This window comes from Streptomyces sp. AHA2 (genome assembly GCF_036857595.1).
Lineage (GTDB): Bacteria > Actinomycetota > Actinomycetes > Streptomycetales > Streptomycetaceae > Streptomyces.
Genome location: NZ_JAUQWJ010000002.1, coordinates 313,829 through 326,422 on the forward strand (window position 1 = coordinate 313,829; position 12,594 = coordinate 326,422).

The 12,594-nt window shown below is 74.6% G+C and carries 11 protein-coding genes, 1 other RNA gene and 2 pseudogenes; 7 read left to right on the plus strand and 7 right to left on the minus strand.

The features are described from left to right. The first annotated feature begins 12 nt into the window (after positions 1 to 12). Positions 13 to 1,473 carry an MFS transporter gene (locus tag Q5694_RS05295; protein WP_443040819.1) on the plus strand — a complete coding sequence of 487 codons (1,461 nt, stop codon included), beginning with the start codon at positions 13 to 15 and terminating at the stop codon, positions 1,471 to 1,473. Positions 1,474 to 1,714: 241 nt separating this feature from the next. Further along, complete coding sequence (locus Q5694_RS05300) at positions 1,715 to 2,461, plus strand: class I SAM-dependent methyltransferase (protein ID WP_333930840.1); 747 nt, start codon at positions 1,715 to 1,717, stop codon at positions 2,459 to 2,461. Between the two features lie 26 nt (positions 2,462 to 2,487). Here Q5694_RS05300 and Q5694_RS05305 read toward each other — a convergent pair whose 3' ends face one another. The 3 genes from Q5694_RS05305 to Q5694_RS05315 all read right to left on the minus strand — a co-directional run bounded on the left by Q5694_RS05305 (position 2,488) and on the right by Q5694_RS05315 (position 5,491). Continuing rightward, positions 2,488 to 3,696, minus strand: a complete 1,209-nt coding sequence (locus tag Q5694_RS05305) for a polysaccharide pyruvyl transferase family protein (protein ID WP_333930841.1) — start codon at positions 3,694 to 3,696, stop codon at positions 2,488 to 2,490. A gap of 243 nt (positions 3,697 to 3,939) precedes the next feature. Next, positions 3,940 to 4,104: a hypothetical protein gene (locus Q5694_RS05310; protein WP_333930842.1), complete on the minus strand. Its 165-nt coding sequence runs from the start codon at positions 4,102 to 4,104 to the stop codon at positions 3,940 to 3,942. 97 nt (positions 4,105 to 4,201) lie between these two features. Next, positions 4,202 to 5,491, minus strand: coding sequence for a hypothetical protein (locus Q5694_RS05315; protein ID WP_333930843.1), 1,290 nt, complete (start codon positions 5,489 to 5,491; stop codon positions 4,202 to 4,204). Between the two features lie 199 nt (positions 5,492 to 5,690). Between Q5694_RS05315 and Q5694_RS05320 the strand changes: the two genes are divergently transcribed. Genes Q5694_RS05320 through Q5694_RS05330 form a run of 3 tightly spaced genes read left to right on the plus strand, consistent with a single transcriptional unit; the run spans position 5,691 to position 8,998 of the window. Next, complete coding sequence (locus tag Q5694_RS05320; RefSeq protein ID WP_333930844.1) at positions 5,691 to 6,545, plus strand: Nif3-like dinuclear metal center hexameric protein; 855 nt, start codon at positions 5,691 to 5,693, stop codon at positions 6,543 to 6,545. Beyond that, a complete protein-coding gene (locus Q5694_RS05325) occupies positions 6,542 to 7,285 on the plus strand; it encodes a zinc ribbon domain-containing protein (RefSeq protein WP_333931299.1) in 744 nt (247 codons plus the stop codon). The genes Q5694_RS05320 and Q5694_RS05325 overlap by 4 nt, the downstream gene beginning before the upstream one ends. A gap of 18 nt (positions 7,286 to 7,303) precedes the next feature. Beyond that, positions 7,304 to 8,998: a bifunctional RNase H/acid phosphatase gene (locus tag Q5694_RS05330; protein WP_333930845.1), complete on the plus strand. Its 1,695-nt coding sequence runs from the start codon at positions 7,304 to 7,306 to the stop codon at positions 8,996 to 8,998. On the opposite strand, the gene eda is transcribed toward Q5694_RS05330, so the two are convergent. The 4 genes and pseudogenes from eda to Q5694_RS05350 all read right to left on the minus strand — a co-directional run bounded on the left by eda (position 8,973) and on the right by Q5694_RS05350 (position 11,858). After that, positions 8,973 to 9,626, minus strand: coding sequence for a bifunctional 4-hydroxy-2-oxoglutarate aldolase/2-dehydro-3-deoxy-phosphogluconate aldolase (gene eda / locus Q5694_RS05335; RefSeq protein WP_333930847.1), 654 nt, complete (start codon positions 9,624 to 9,626; stop codon positions 8,973 to 8,975). The two genes, Q5694_RS05330 and eda, sit on opposite strands and share 26 nt — an antisense overlap. A 75-nt stretch (positions 9,627 to 9,701) precedes the next feature. Continuing rightward, on the minus strand, positions 9,702 to 10,484 hold the full coding sequence (gene yaaA, locus Q5694_RS05340; RefSeq protein WP_333930848.1) for a peroxide stress protein YaaA: 783 nt from the start codon (positions 10,482 to 10,484) through the stop codon (positions 9,702 to 9,704). Between the two features lie 52 nt (positions 10,485 to 10,536). After that, a pseudogene (locus tag Q5694_RS05345) lies at positions 10,537 to 11,106 on the minus strand (hypothetical protein); the annotation flags it as partial. Beyond that, positions 11,103 to 11,858, minus strand: a complete 756-nt coding sequence (locus tag Q5694_RS05350; protein WP_333930849.1) for a MerR family transcriptional regulator — start codon at positions 11,856 to 11,858, stop codon at positions 11,103 to 11,105. The gene Q5694_RS05350 and the pseudogene Q5694_RS05345, both read right to left, overlap by 4 nt. 98 nt (positions 11,859 to 11,956) lie before the next feature. On the opposite strand from Q5694_RS05350, the pseudogene Q5694_RS05355 reads away from it, so the two are divergent. Both Q5694_RS05355 and rnpB read left to right on the plus strand, forming a co-directional pair. After that, positions 11,957 to 12,111: pseudogene (locus Q5694_RS05355) on the plus strand (Uma2 family endonuclease); the annotation flags it as partial. Positions 12,112 to 12,181: 70 nt separating this feature from the next. Then, positions 12,182 to 12,586: RNase P RNA component class A (rnpB, locus tag Q5694_RS05360), an RNA gene on the plus strand. The last annotated feature ends 8 nt before the right edge of the window (positions 12,587 to 12,594 follow it).

The window sequence follows — 12,594 nt, forward strand, 5'->3', positions numbered from 1 at the left end:
CGGGTTGAGAGCATGACACTCATGCTCGAATCCGCCCGCCCCGTCACCGACCGCTCACCCCGACCGTCCCGCCTGCGTCCGCGCGGCACGCCGCCGACCTGGCTCGTCGTGGCGCTCACCTGCGCCGGGCAGTTCCTCGTCGTGCTGGACGTGTCCGTGGTCAACGTGGCGCTGCCGTCGATGCGGACCGGCCTCGGGCTGAGCGAGCAGGGCCTGCAGTGGGTGGTCAACGCCTACGCCATCGCCTTCGCCGGCTTCATGCTGCTCGGCGGCCGGGCCGGCGACCTCTACGGCCGCAAGCGCATGTTCCTCGTCGGGCTCGGCCTGTTCACCCTCGCCTCGCTGGCCGGCGGGCTGGCACAGCAGGACTGGCAGCTGCTGCTCGCGCGGGCGGTGCAGGGCCTGGGCGCCGCGGTGCTGGCGCCCGCGACCCTGACCATCCTCACCGCCTCCGTGCCGGAGGGGGCGGCGCGGGCCCGGGCGATAGGCACCTGGACGGCGGTCGGTGCCGGCGGCGGGGCGGCGGGCGGCCTCGTCGGCGGACTGCTCGTGGAGACGCTGTCGTGGCGGTGGGTGCTGCTGATCAACGTGCCCGTGGGAGCGGTGGTGCTGTGCGCCGCCGCCTGGTTCCTCACCGAGGGCAGGGCCGGGGACGGGCGGCGCCTGGACCTGCCCGGCGCCCTCCTCGTCACGGCCGGGCTCGGCACCCTCGCCTACGGCATCTCCCAGACGGAGGCGGCGGGCTGGACGGCCGGGGCCACCCTGCTTCCGCTGCTCGCCGGGCTGGTCCTGCTCGCCGCGTTCCTCGCCGTCGAGGCCCGCACCGCCAGCCCGCTGATGCCGCTGGGCCTGCTGCGCCTGCGCTCGGTGTCCTCCGCCAACGTCGCCATGTTCCTGTGCGGCTCGGCGATGTTCTGCATGTGGTTCTTCATGACCCTCTACGCCCAGAACGTCCTCGGGTACAGCCCGCTGGAGGCCGGACTCGCGCTGGTCCCCAGCTCCCTCGCCGTCATCCTCGGCTCCAAGGCCGCGCCCCGGCTGATGCGCACGACCGGACCGCGCGCGGTGGCGGTGCTCGGCACGCTGGTCGCCGTGGCGGGCTTCGCCTGGCAGTCCACCCTGACCCCCGACAGCCCCTACCTCACCGGGATCCTCGTCCCCGGCGTCCTGATGATGCTCGGCGCGGGCCTGGCGGCCACCCCGCTGGCCTCCCTGGCCACGTCCGGGGCCGCGCCCGAGGAGGCAGGACTGGTCTCCGGGCTCGTCAACACCTCGCGCACGATGGGGGGTTCGCTGGGCCTCGCCGTCCTGTCGACCCTGGCGGCGGCCCGCTCGGGCGGCAGCGCGAGTGCGCAGGCACTGACGGAGGGCTACGCCCTGGCGTTCCGGGTCGGTGCGGCGGTGCTGGCGGCCGGAGTGGTGCTGATGTGGGTGTGGCTGCCCCGGCCGGAGCGGGAGCCGCGGGCCGTGTGAGGCCCTTCGGCGCCAGGTCTCGAAACGGCGGCGGTGGCGTGCTCCGCAACAGGCTCGTACGGGCCCTGCGCGGGCACGCCACCGGTGTTTCAGTGCCGGTCCGGACCGGGGTGCCGAGGGGGTGCCCGCCTGTGCCCCACAGGCCCGGGGAGCGCCTTCCTGACGTTGCGTCAGAAGGGTGCTGACCTGGTCTTTTCTCCCCCGCGCGCCTAGCGTGGGCGGCTCGGGAAAGGGGGACCGGATGGACCGGGCCATACGCACCGCCGACGACGTACTCGCCCTCCTCGACGGCCTGTTCGCGCCGGAGGCGGACCGCTGGTCGGGGCGGGGCGCCGACTGGTGGGACGGCTTCTACGCCGACCGTTCGCGGCCGGTGCCGTTCTTCGTGGCGAAGCCCGACGAGAACCTCGTGCGCTGCGTGGAGCGGTACGGCACCGGCCGGGGGCGCGCGCTCGACCTGGGCTGCGGACCGGGCCGCAACGCCCTGTACCTCGCCGGACAGGGCTTCGAGGTCGACGCGGTCGACCTGTCACCGCAGGCCCTCGCGTGGGCCCGGGAACGGGCGCGCGAGGCGGGGGCGGACGGTGTGCGGTTCCACTGCGGCGACGCCTTCGCCCTCGCCGCCACCGAACTGACCGGCCCGTACGACCTGATCCACGACTCGGGCTGCTTCCACCACCTGGCCCCGCACCGCCGCGTCAGCTACCTGGCCCTGCTGGAGCGACTGCTCGCGCCGGGCGGCCTGTTCGGGCTCACCTGCTTCGCCGCCGGGGAGGGCGGGATGGGCTCGGAGGTGTCCGACGCGGACTTCTACCGCGAGGGCGGCGGGCTGCTCGGCGGCCTCGCGTACACGCCCGAGTCCCTGCGGCTGATCTTCTCCGGCCTGACCGAGCTGGAACTGCGCCGGATGCGGGACGAGCCGGAGGAGTCCGGGCGCTTCGGGGAGTCCTTCCTGTGGACGGCCCTGTTCCGGCGGGACCGGATCTGACGGAGGGTGCCCGGCCGGCGTGCCGGTCAGGCGGCGGGGCGGGGCGTGTCCAGCAGCGAGGTCAGGGCGGTCAGGAACGACGCCGCCGAGTACTCGGCGTGGTCGCGGATCCGTGCCGCCACCGCCGCGGCCCCGCCGCCCTCGACCAGCCGGACGACGCGCTCGGCGTCACCCCCGTCCCCCTGCCGGGTCGACAGGTAGAAGTCCGTCGCGTCGTACGCCATGTGGAAGACGTGCTTCTTCACATCGCTCAGCGTCAGGTAGTCGTCGTGCGTCTTGGGCGTCGGCTCGGGCGCGCCGACGCACACCGCCGGGGTGCCGGCGCCCCAGGCGTTGACGGCCAGGTGGTAGGTGTCGGTGATGACGAGCCGGTAGCGGGGGAGGACGCCGAGCAGGTCGCCGACGGTGTGCTCGCCGGGGCGCCGGGAGATGTGCGCCACCGCGGCCGGGACGTCCCGGTCGAACCAGGGCAGCCACTCCAGCGGGGCGCCCAGCCGGTCGGACAGTTCCCGGCAGGTGGCGGGCAGCCAGTCGGGGACCGGTGTGCGGGCGCCGAGGAACACACCGATCGCGCCGCCGTCCGGGACGGACCGGGACCAGTCCGTGACGGGCAGGTGGTCGAAGTCGCCCGGGCGGTTCAGCAGGGCGGCGTCCGAACCGAAGTGGTCGGTGGAGCGGTCGCCGCGCAGATGCGCGATCTTCGCCGCCGAGAGCGGGTCGCGCACCCAGATGCGGTGACCGTGCCGCACCAGGCGGGTGAACAGCGGGCCGTACTCCTTGTCCTCGTAGTCGGACTGGGTGTTGTGCAGGATCGTCCCGCCGTAGCTGAGGGTTCGCGCGAGGAGCGCGTCCGGCTGGTCCGCCAGCAGGAGCGTCCGGTTGAGCAGGGCGCGGGCCGCGTCGCGGTCCGCGGCGATCCCGAAGTCCGTCAGGCGGTTCGTGGCGTCCTGCGCCAGGTAGTGGCGGGTGTGCAGGAAGTCGCCCCAGAAGACGACCGCGTCGTGGTCGCCGAGGGTGTCCAGGTGCTCGGCCAGCGGGAGGAAGCCGAACGGCATCCGCGTGCCGCGCGCGCAGTCGCGCAGCGGCACGGTGTCCGGCGTGTGCAGCGTGTACCAGGTGGCGTCGAACGCGCCGTCCGCCCGTCGCCGCAGGGACTCGAACGCCAAGTCGACGGTCAGCATGCCCGTGTTGCGGTACCCGATGTTCGGCGCGGTGATGACGGCGACGCGTGCCATGGCTCCGTTTTCCCTGGTCGTTCCGCTGGTCGGCGCGGGCTTCGCAGCCCCCGGCGGCGCCCCGGCGCGAGCCGCGGGCCCCCGGCCAACGTACACGCCGGCACCGCGGCACAGGCGCCGGCCGGTCAAGGTCACCGCACACACCCGAGCTCCGGATGCCGGGAGCGGAAGCGGCAACGGCCCTGCCCGGCGTGTGTCGCACGCCGGGCAGGGCCGTTGCGCCGTGTGGTGGCCGACGGTCCGTCAGGCCGCCGACCCGGCCGGCTCGCTCTCCGCCACCGGCTTGCGGTGACGGCCGCGCGGAGCCGTCTCACTGTCCTGCGTGGACACCTCGCCACGGTGCCGGCCGTGACCGGCGGAGGTCTCCAGGACGTCGGCAGTGCGCTGGTTCGTGCTGGCGTCGCTCATCGGATGGAATTCACCCCGTCAACATCATCTTCTTTACAGCCGAGCGAGTTTAACCGGCCCCCCGCACCCCGATTCCAGACGGCCGCGCCGACCGGCACTAGTTCGTTACAAGGCGTCCCAACGGCGCCTGCCCGAGCGGCACCGGGCGAGCGGCGGCGGGCGCCGGAGTCCGGTCGGACGGCGGCGGCGAGGACGCCTGCCGGGGGTCCGGGAGCGGCCTCGGCTGCTCCGCATCCGGCGCGAAGGGCTCGGGGCCCGGTGCCGGAACGCCATCCGCTTCCGCCGGTTGCGCGGATCCCACGGGGTGCGTGGGGCGCGCGGATTCCACCGGCTGCGCCGGTTCCACCGGTACGGCCGGGGGTGGGCTCACCTGCGCCACCCCGCACGGCACGGCCGGCGTCGCGTACGGCAGTCGCAGCACACCGTCCGCCGTCCACAGCCCCGCGCCCGCCAACCACCCCGGGGGCGCCGGGAGATGATGCACCCGCCGCTCCGCCGGGCGCCACACCCCGACCCAACTGCCCGCCGGCCCGTCCATCCGCAGGGCCACCGCACAGCTCTCCGGTGTCAGCACCTGCCCCGGCTGGATCGCGAACGGCGTCACCGCACAGTCCCGCAGGCGCAGGCACTCGGGGAACCGCACCGGCAGCGTGCTGCCCAGCACCCCCCATCCCAGCCGGTCCTGCCCGGGTGAGGGCGCGTCCGAGCGGACGATCAGCAGACCGCTGTCGTGGTCGGCGAGCAGCACCCGGTCGTCGCTGTCGGCGGCGATCTGCAGCAGCGGCGACACCTCGCCCCCGCACTCCAGATCCACCACGACCGCCTTGGTGCGCCCCCCGGTCTCCCGGTCCAGCGCCAGCAGCCGCCCCGCACGGTCCAGCCACACCCCGCCCGAGCAGCGGCCCGGCAACTCCGCCAGCCGCTCGGGCCCGAAGGCGCCGCCGGCCACCAGCCACACCGACGTGGACCGCTCCCCGACGGCCAGCGCGTACGCCCTCTCCCCGCCCGGAGCGGGCGGCAGCAGCCGCAGCCGGGCCGTGCCGTCGCGGCACTCGACCGCGCCCAGGGGCAGCTCACCCGTGCCGGGCCCGGTCGGATACAGCAGGGAGAAGGCGTGCCGGCCGGCCACCAGCCGGTGGATCAGCACCCGCCCGTCACCCATCGGCTGCACCTCGGTGCCCGGCTCCTCCGGCTGGTTGCGGGGCAGGGGCACCGCGTAGGGCTCGGGGCCGTCCAGGGTCCAGCGCTCCGGGAACCAGGAGCCGCCGGCCGACGCGAGACGGGCGGCGTAGGCACCGTCCGCGGTGAGGGTGCAGCCTGCCGGCGCGGTACCGTCCCGGTCCCCGTCCTCGTGTCCCGCCGAAGGTTCGATCGCACAGGCCGTCATCGTTCGGTCACCTCCAGTGACGAACGTAGTTTTCGCACGCACGGGCGGGGAATTCCTCGGACCCGGACTTCACACATAAGGGTGTTCCAGGAACGATTCGCCTGAGGAGGGCGGGGCGACTGTGCTGTGCGCCGCGCTGCGGGACCTGCCCCGCCGGTGACGGTGCAACGCCACAGATCAGGCGGGTAGCCTTGCTTCCGTGCCCCGTCTGTCTGAAGTCATCGCCGCGCTGGAGATCCTGTGGCCCGCGGAGCGGGCCGAGTCCTGGGACGCGGTCGGCACCGTCGCGGGCGACCCCGACCAGGAGGTCACGCGGGTCCTGTTCGCCGTCGACCCCGTCCAGGAGATCGTCGACGAGGCGGTGAAACTGGGCGCCGACCTGCTCGTCACCCACCACCCGCTCTACCTGCGCGGCACGACGACCGTGGCGGCCACGCACTTCAAGGGCCGGGTCGTGCACACCCTCATCAAGAACGACATCGCGCTGCACGTCGCCCACACCAACGCCGACACCGCCGACCCGGGCGTCTCCGACGCCCTCGCGGGCGCCCTCGGCCTGCGGGTCACCGGGCCGCTCGTACCGGACCCGACCGACCCCGAGGGCCGCCGGGGCCTGGGCCGCGTCTGCGCCCTGGACCACCCGCTGACCGTCCGGGAGTTCGCCGCCCTCGCCGCCGAGCGGCTGCCCGCCACCGCGCAGGGCGTCCGCGTCGCCGGCGACCCCGGCGCCCCGGTGCGGACCGTCGCCGTCAGCGGCGGCTCCGGCGACAGCCTCTTCGACCAGGTCCGCGCGGCCGGGGTCGACGCCTTCCTCACCGCGGACCTGCGCCACCACCCGGTGTCCGAGGCCCGTGCCCACAGTCCCCTCGCGCTGCTCGACGCGGCGCACTGGGCCACCGAGTGGCCCTGGTGCGAGCTGGCCGCGAGCCAGCTCGATGAGATCTCCGACCGCCACGGATGGGACCTGCGCGTCCACGTCTCCAAGACGGTCACCGACCCCTGGACCGCCCACGCGGCCTCGACCACCCCTGAATCCCCTGGAGCCCCGAACTGAACGCCGCGCCCGCCGACCAGATCCGACTCCTCGACCTCCAGGACCTCGACGTCCGCCTGCAGCAGCTGGCGCACAAGCGGAGGTCGCTGCCCGAGCACGCCGAGATCGAGTCGCTGACCAAGGACCACACCCAGCTGCGCGACCTGCTCGTCGCCGCGCAGACCGAGGAGAGCGACACCGCCCGCGAGCAGACCAAGGCCGAGCAGGACGTGGACCAGGTGCGCCAGCGCGCCGCCCGCGACCAGCAGCGCCTGGACTCCGGTGCCGTCACCTCCCCCAAGGACCTGGAGAACCTCCAGCGCGAGATCGCCTCCCTCGCCAAGCGGCAGGGCGATCTGGAGGACGTGGTGCTGGAGGTCATGGAGCGCCGGGAGTCCGCGCAGGAGCGGGTGGCCGAGCTGACCGAGCGGGTGGCCGCCGTCCAGGCGAAGGTCGACGACGCGACCGCGCGCCGCGACGCCGCGGTCGAGCAGATCGACGCCGAGGTCGCCCAGGTCACCAAGGAGCGCGAGGTGGTCGCCGGTTCCGTCCCGGCGGACCTGCTCAAGCTGTACGACAAGCTCCGCGAGCAGCAGGGCGGCATCGGCGCGGCGAAGCTGTACGCGCGCTCCTGCCAGGGCTGCCGGCAGGAGCTGGCCATCACCGAGCTGAACGAGATCCGCCGGGCGGCGCCCGACACGGTGATCCGCTGCGAGAACTGCCGCCGCATCCTGGTGCGCACGTCCGAGTCCGGTATCTAGGTCGCGGGAGCGGTGCCGGTGCGGGAGTTCATCGTCGAGGCCGACGGCGGGTCGCGGGGCAACCCCGGGCCCGCGGGCTACGGGGCCGTCGTCAGCGACGCGGCGACGGGGGAGACCCTGCGGGAGACCGCCGAGTACATCGGCGTCGCCACGAACAACGTCGCCGAGTACCGCGGACTCCTCGCCGGGCTGCGCGCCGCCCGCGCACTGGACCCGGCCGCGAGGGTCCACGTCCGGATGGACTCCAAGCTCGTCGTCGAGCAGATGTCGGGCCGCTGGAAGATCAAGCACCCCGACATGAAGCCGCTGGCGGCGGAGGCCGCCCGCGTCTTCCCGCCCGGCAGCGTCACCTACGAGTGGATCCCGAGGGACCGCAACACCCACGCGGACCGTCTGGCCAACGAGGCGATGGACGCGGGCGCCAGGGGCGAGCAGTGGTCGGAGCCGGCGTCGACCGCCGAGCTGCACGCGGCACCCCGGGCGGCGGCCACGCCGGAGCCGCCCGGCGACGCGGCTGCGGGCGCCGCCCGGGTGCGCGACGCCCTGGCGGCACGACGCGCGGCCGGGCCGGCGGGGGCGGGTGCCGTGCGGCCTTCCGCAAGTGCGGCGGGTTCGTCGGCCGGGGACCCCGCGCAGGGTGCGGCGAACCGGGAGCCGTCGCCGCAGGGGGCTGCCTCCACGGCGGCTGACGCCGACGTGAACGCCGCGCAGGCCGTCGCGGGCGGCGGCGCGAGGACCGGCGGCTCGAACACCGGGACCGGGGCCGCGTCCGCCGAAGGCGTCTCCGTCGCAGACGCGGAGACCCGCGCGCCGAGGGGCGAGGATCCCGCGCCGAGGGGCGAGACCCCCGCCGCGCAGGCCGCCCCCGGCGCTCGTGCCACGCGGAGCGGGGCGCACGACGCTGCCGGGACCCGTGCGGATGCGGAGGCCGGTGATGCGGAGGCAGGTGCCCCGGCGAGTGCTGTGGAGGCCGGTGCCGACGCCCCGGCCGGTGACGTCAAGGACCGCGCCGATGCCGAGGTGAAGGGCGCTACCGGCGCCCGGGCCGCTCAGGCCGTCGCCGGCCCCGGGTGGGCTCCCGCCGACATGGGTGCCCCGGCCACGTTCGTCATGCTCCGGCACGGCGAGACCCCGCTGACCCCGCAGAAGCGGTTCTCGGGCAGCGGCGGGACCGACCCCTCCCTGTCCGACGTCGGACGCGAGCAGGCCGAGCGGGCCGCCGCGATGCTGGCCCGGCGCGGGACGATCCAGGCCGTGGTGTCCTCCCCCCTGGCCCGCACGCGCGAGACCGCCGGGATCGTCGCCGCCCGGCTCGGCCTCGACGTGCAGATCGAGGACGGCCTGCGCGAGACCGACTTCGGCGCCTGGGAGGGGCTGACCTTCGCCGAGGTGCGCGAGCGCCACCCCGACGACCTGAACGCCTGGCTGGCCTCCCCGGACGCCGAACCCACCGGCGGGGGCGAGAGCTTCGCGGCGACGGCCATCCGGCTCGCCGCCACCCGGGACAAGCTGCTGGCGGCCCACGCGGGCCGCACAGTCCTGCTCGTCACGCACGTGACTCCGATCAAGACGCTGGTGCGCCTCGCGCTCGGCGCCCCGCCGGAGTCCCTCTTCCGCATGGAGCTGTCCGCCGCGTCCCTGTCGGTCGTCGCCTACTACGCCGACGGCAACGCCAGCGTCCGCCTCCTCAACGACACGTCGTACCTGCGCTGAGCTCCGCCGCCGCCCGGGCCAGCGCCTCGACGCGCCCCCAGTCGCGCCCGGCGACCGCGTCCGTCGGCAGCATCCAACTGCCGCCCACGCAGCCGACGTTGGGCAGGGCCAGGTAGTCCGGGGCACAGTCCGGCCCGACCCCGCCCGTCGGGCAGAACCGCGCCTGCGGCAACGGCCCCGCCAGCGACCTCAGATACGCCGTGCCGCCCGCGGCCTCGGCCGGGAAGAACTTCATCTCCCGCACCCCGCGCTCCAGCAGCGCCACCACCTCGGACGTGGTCGACACCCCCGGCAGGAACGGCACCCCGGACGCCCGCATCGCGTCCAGCAGCAGGTCCGTCCAGCCGGGGCTGACCAGGAACCGCGCGCCCGCGGCCACGGCGTCGGCGACCTGGCCCGGGCTGATCACGGTCCCCGCGCCGACCACCGCGTCCGGCACCTCCCGGGCGATCGCCCGGATCGCGTCCAGCGCCACGGGCGTGCGCAGGGTCACCTCGATCGCGGGCAGCCCGCCCGCGACCAGCGCCCGCGCCAGCGGTACGGCGTCACCGACGTCCTCGACGACCACGACGGGAAGGACGGGCGCGAGGTCCAGCAGGGAGGCAGGCAGAGGAGAGGAGGAGACCATGGGCCTCATCCTGCCGTCGGGATGCACGGTGCGCAAAGGTCGTTGCGTAGCATGCAACGACCTTGGTCGGTGTCGCTAGTGCACCTCGTCCACCAGCACGTCCAGCGACCACGGCTGCCCGGCCTTCACGGGAGCCTCCGCCTCCACGACGTAACCGAGGTCCCGCAGCGCCTCGACCAGCGCGGCGGGCGACTGAGGCGCCGCCCCCGAGGTCAGCAGACTTCGTACGATCCGGCCCTTCGTCGCCTTGTTGAAGTGGCTGACGACCTTCCGGGTCGGCGCGTGCAGCACCCGCACCGACGCCGTCCGCCCCGCGACCTCGCCCTTCGGCTTCCACGCGGCCGCGTACGCGGCGGACCGCAGGTCCAGCACCAGCCCCTGTCCGGCCACCTCCGGCAGCACCGACGCCAGCGGCGCACGCCAGTGCCCGGCCAGCGCGCCCAGACCCGGCAGCTTCACGCCCATCGAGCAGCGGTAGGAGGGGATCCGGTCCGTCACCCGCACCGCGCCCCACAGCCCCGAGAACACCAGCAGCGACCGCGCGGCGCGGCGCTTGGCCGCCGTGTCCAGGGTGGCCAGACCGAGGGCGTCGTACAGCACGCCGGTGTAGACCTCCCCGGCCGGCCGGGTACCGGCGGTGCGCAGCGCGGCGTTCTTGGCGACCTCGCCCCGCAGGCCCTCGCTCAGCCCCAGCACCTCGCGTGCCTTCTCCTCGTCACCGCAGCACAGCTCGACCAGCTCGGTGAGCACGGCCTCACGGGCGCCGGCCAGCCCCGGCAGGGACAGCGACTCGGGCTTCAGCGGGGCACCGCGGCCGGAGGCGGCCTTCCCCTCGGACGGCGGCAGCAGGACGAGCACGGGTACTCCTTCGATCGAACTCAGCCGCCAGCGTACGGGGGCGTCGGACCGGGGCCCGTCCGAGGGCGCGGACCAGGCCGTCGGCGTCGTCGGCGTGGAAGCGGACGAGCCGCACCTCGCGGCGGCGGCCGAGGAAGGTCACGTGGGTGACCGGCCCGGTCAGTTCGAGCGTCACGGTGGTCTGCGAGCCGACCTCCACGTCCAGTTCGCCCTCGGCCCGCTCGTGCGTCGTCCGCAGCTCCCGCCGCACCGAGGCGATCCGCTCCAGCGGCACCACCAGGTCGACGTGGACGTAGCGACGGATCCGCAGCGAGCCGCCGTCCGCGTCCAGCACGTGCGGACGCACCACGGACGAGGCGTGCAGCGCGCCCACCAGCACGATCGTGTACACGTCCAAGAAGAGAACCACCGCGTGCACGGCCGGCCAGTCCTTCAGCAGCACGGACATCGCCACCGTCTCGACCAGGCACACGAACGCGAACCCGGCCATCAGGGCGCCCTGCCCGCGCGCGTACCCGAAGCCCTGCCCGCCGGCCGTCACCTGCCTCCGCCGGGCCGCCCACAGCACGAGGCTCCACAGCAGCCGCAGCTCGTGCCCGGCCAGCCGCCGCACGGTCCTCATCGCAGCTCCTTGCCGAGCAGCCGCATGGTGCGGCGGACGGCCTCCGCCTGGGCCGGGGCGAGATCGGCGTAGAGGGCGCGCAGCACGTGGTCGCCCTCGTCGACCGCCCCGGCCCGAGGGAACAGTCCGGGCGGGATGCAGCCGGCCAGCGCCCGGGCCGCCTCCTCGACCCGCGGGTCGTCCGGCTCGGCACCGGCGAGCGCGTCGAGCAGCGCGTACGCGGCCGCCGCCCCCTCCACCGCCTCCGGAGTGCCGAGGGCCTCGCCGATCGCCGCCACCATCCGCTCCCGCTCGCCGGCCGGCATGGCGGTCTCCAGGAAGGCGATGATCTCGCGGTCCTTGGCGGCCATCGGCGAGTCCGACAGATGCGCGGTCCCGGCGAACAGCTCCGCCAGCTCCGGCGAGACCGGCCCCTCGGCGGGCAGCCCGCCCTCCGTCTCCAGCAGCGCCCTCAGCCGCGCCCGCCGCTCCCGGATCTCCTCCTCCTGCCGGGCGAGGTCCTCGTCCAGCTCGGTCAGCACCTCGACGAGGTCCTTGCCCTCCTCGTCGGCCAGTACGTCCCGCACCTCGGCGAGCCCCAGCCCCAGCTCCGTCAGCCGTCGGATCCGCGCCAGCACGACGGCGTGCCGCAGGGTGTACTCCCGGTACCCGTTGGCCCGCCGCTCGGGCTCGGGCAGCAGCCCCAGATGGTGGTAGTGCCGCACGGCCCGCGTGGTGACGCCGACGACCCGGGCGAGTTCTCCGATCCGCATGCCACCAGTGAAAACGCTGACGCCACGACAAGGTCAAGCAGCGGGTCCCCGGCCTTCCGACGCGGACGGCGGGCTTGTCCCAGAAGGAGGGGCGTGACATGACTGCCATGGCCCACGAGCCGCTCTCGCAGGAAGACGTCCTGCTGGAGGGCTTCCTCGCCCCGAATGCACCGGAGGGTTTCCGGGCCGAGTCGATCGAGGGGGAGATCGTGGTGACGCGCCGCCGGACGGGGATCACGAGAGGTACATCAGCGGTTCGGTCCTGGTCACGGCCGCGGCACCGAAGCGGGACGCGCCCCGGGTACCATGGTCGGCACGGCAGACGAGCCGGGCGGACGGCCGCGTGGAGTTCCCCGTGAGGGGGCTTCCCGAGGAACGTCCGGGCTCCACAGGGCAGGGTGGTGGCTAACGGCCACCCGGGGTGACCCGCGGGACAGTGCCACAGAAAGCAGACCGCCGGGGGCTTCGGCCCTCGGTAAGGGTGAAACGGTGGTGTAAGAGACCACCAGTGCCTGAGGTGACTCAGGCAGCTAGGTAAACCCCACCCGGAGCAAGGTCAAGAGGAGACACCTCGGTGTCTCTGCGCGGACGTTCGAGGGCTGCCCGCCCGAGTCCGCGGGTAGACCGCACGAGGCCGGCGGCAACGCCGGCCCTAGATGGATGGCCGTCGCCGGCGGGCCCGCGAGGACCTGCCGGAACAGAACCCGGCGTACAGCCCGACTCGTCTGCCGCTTAG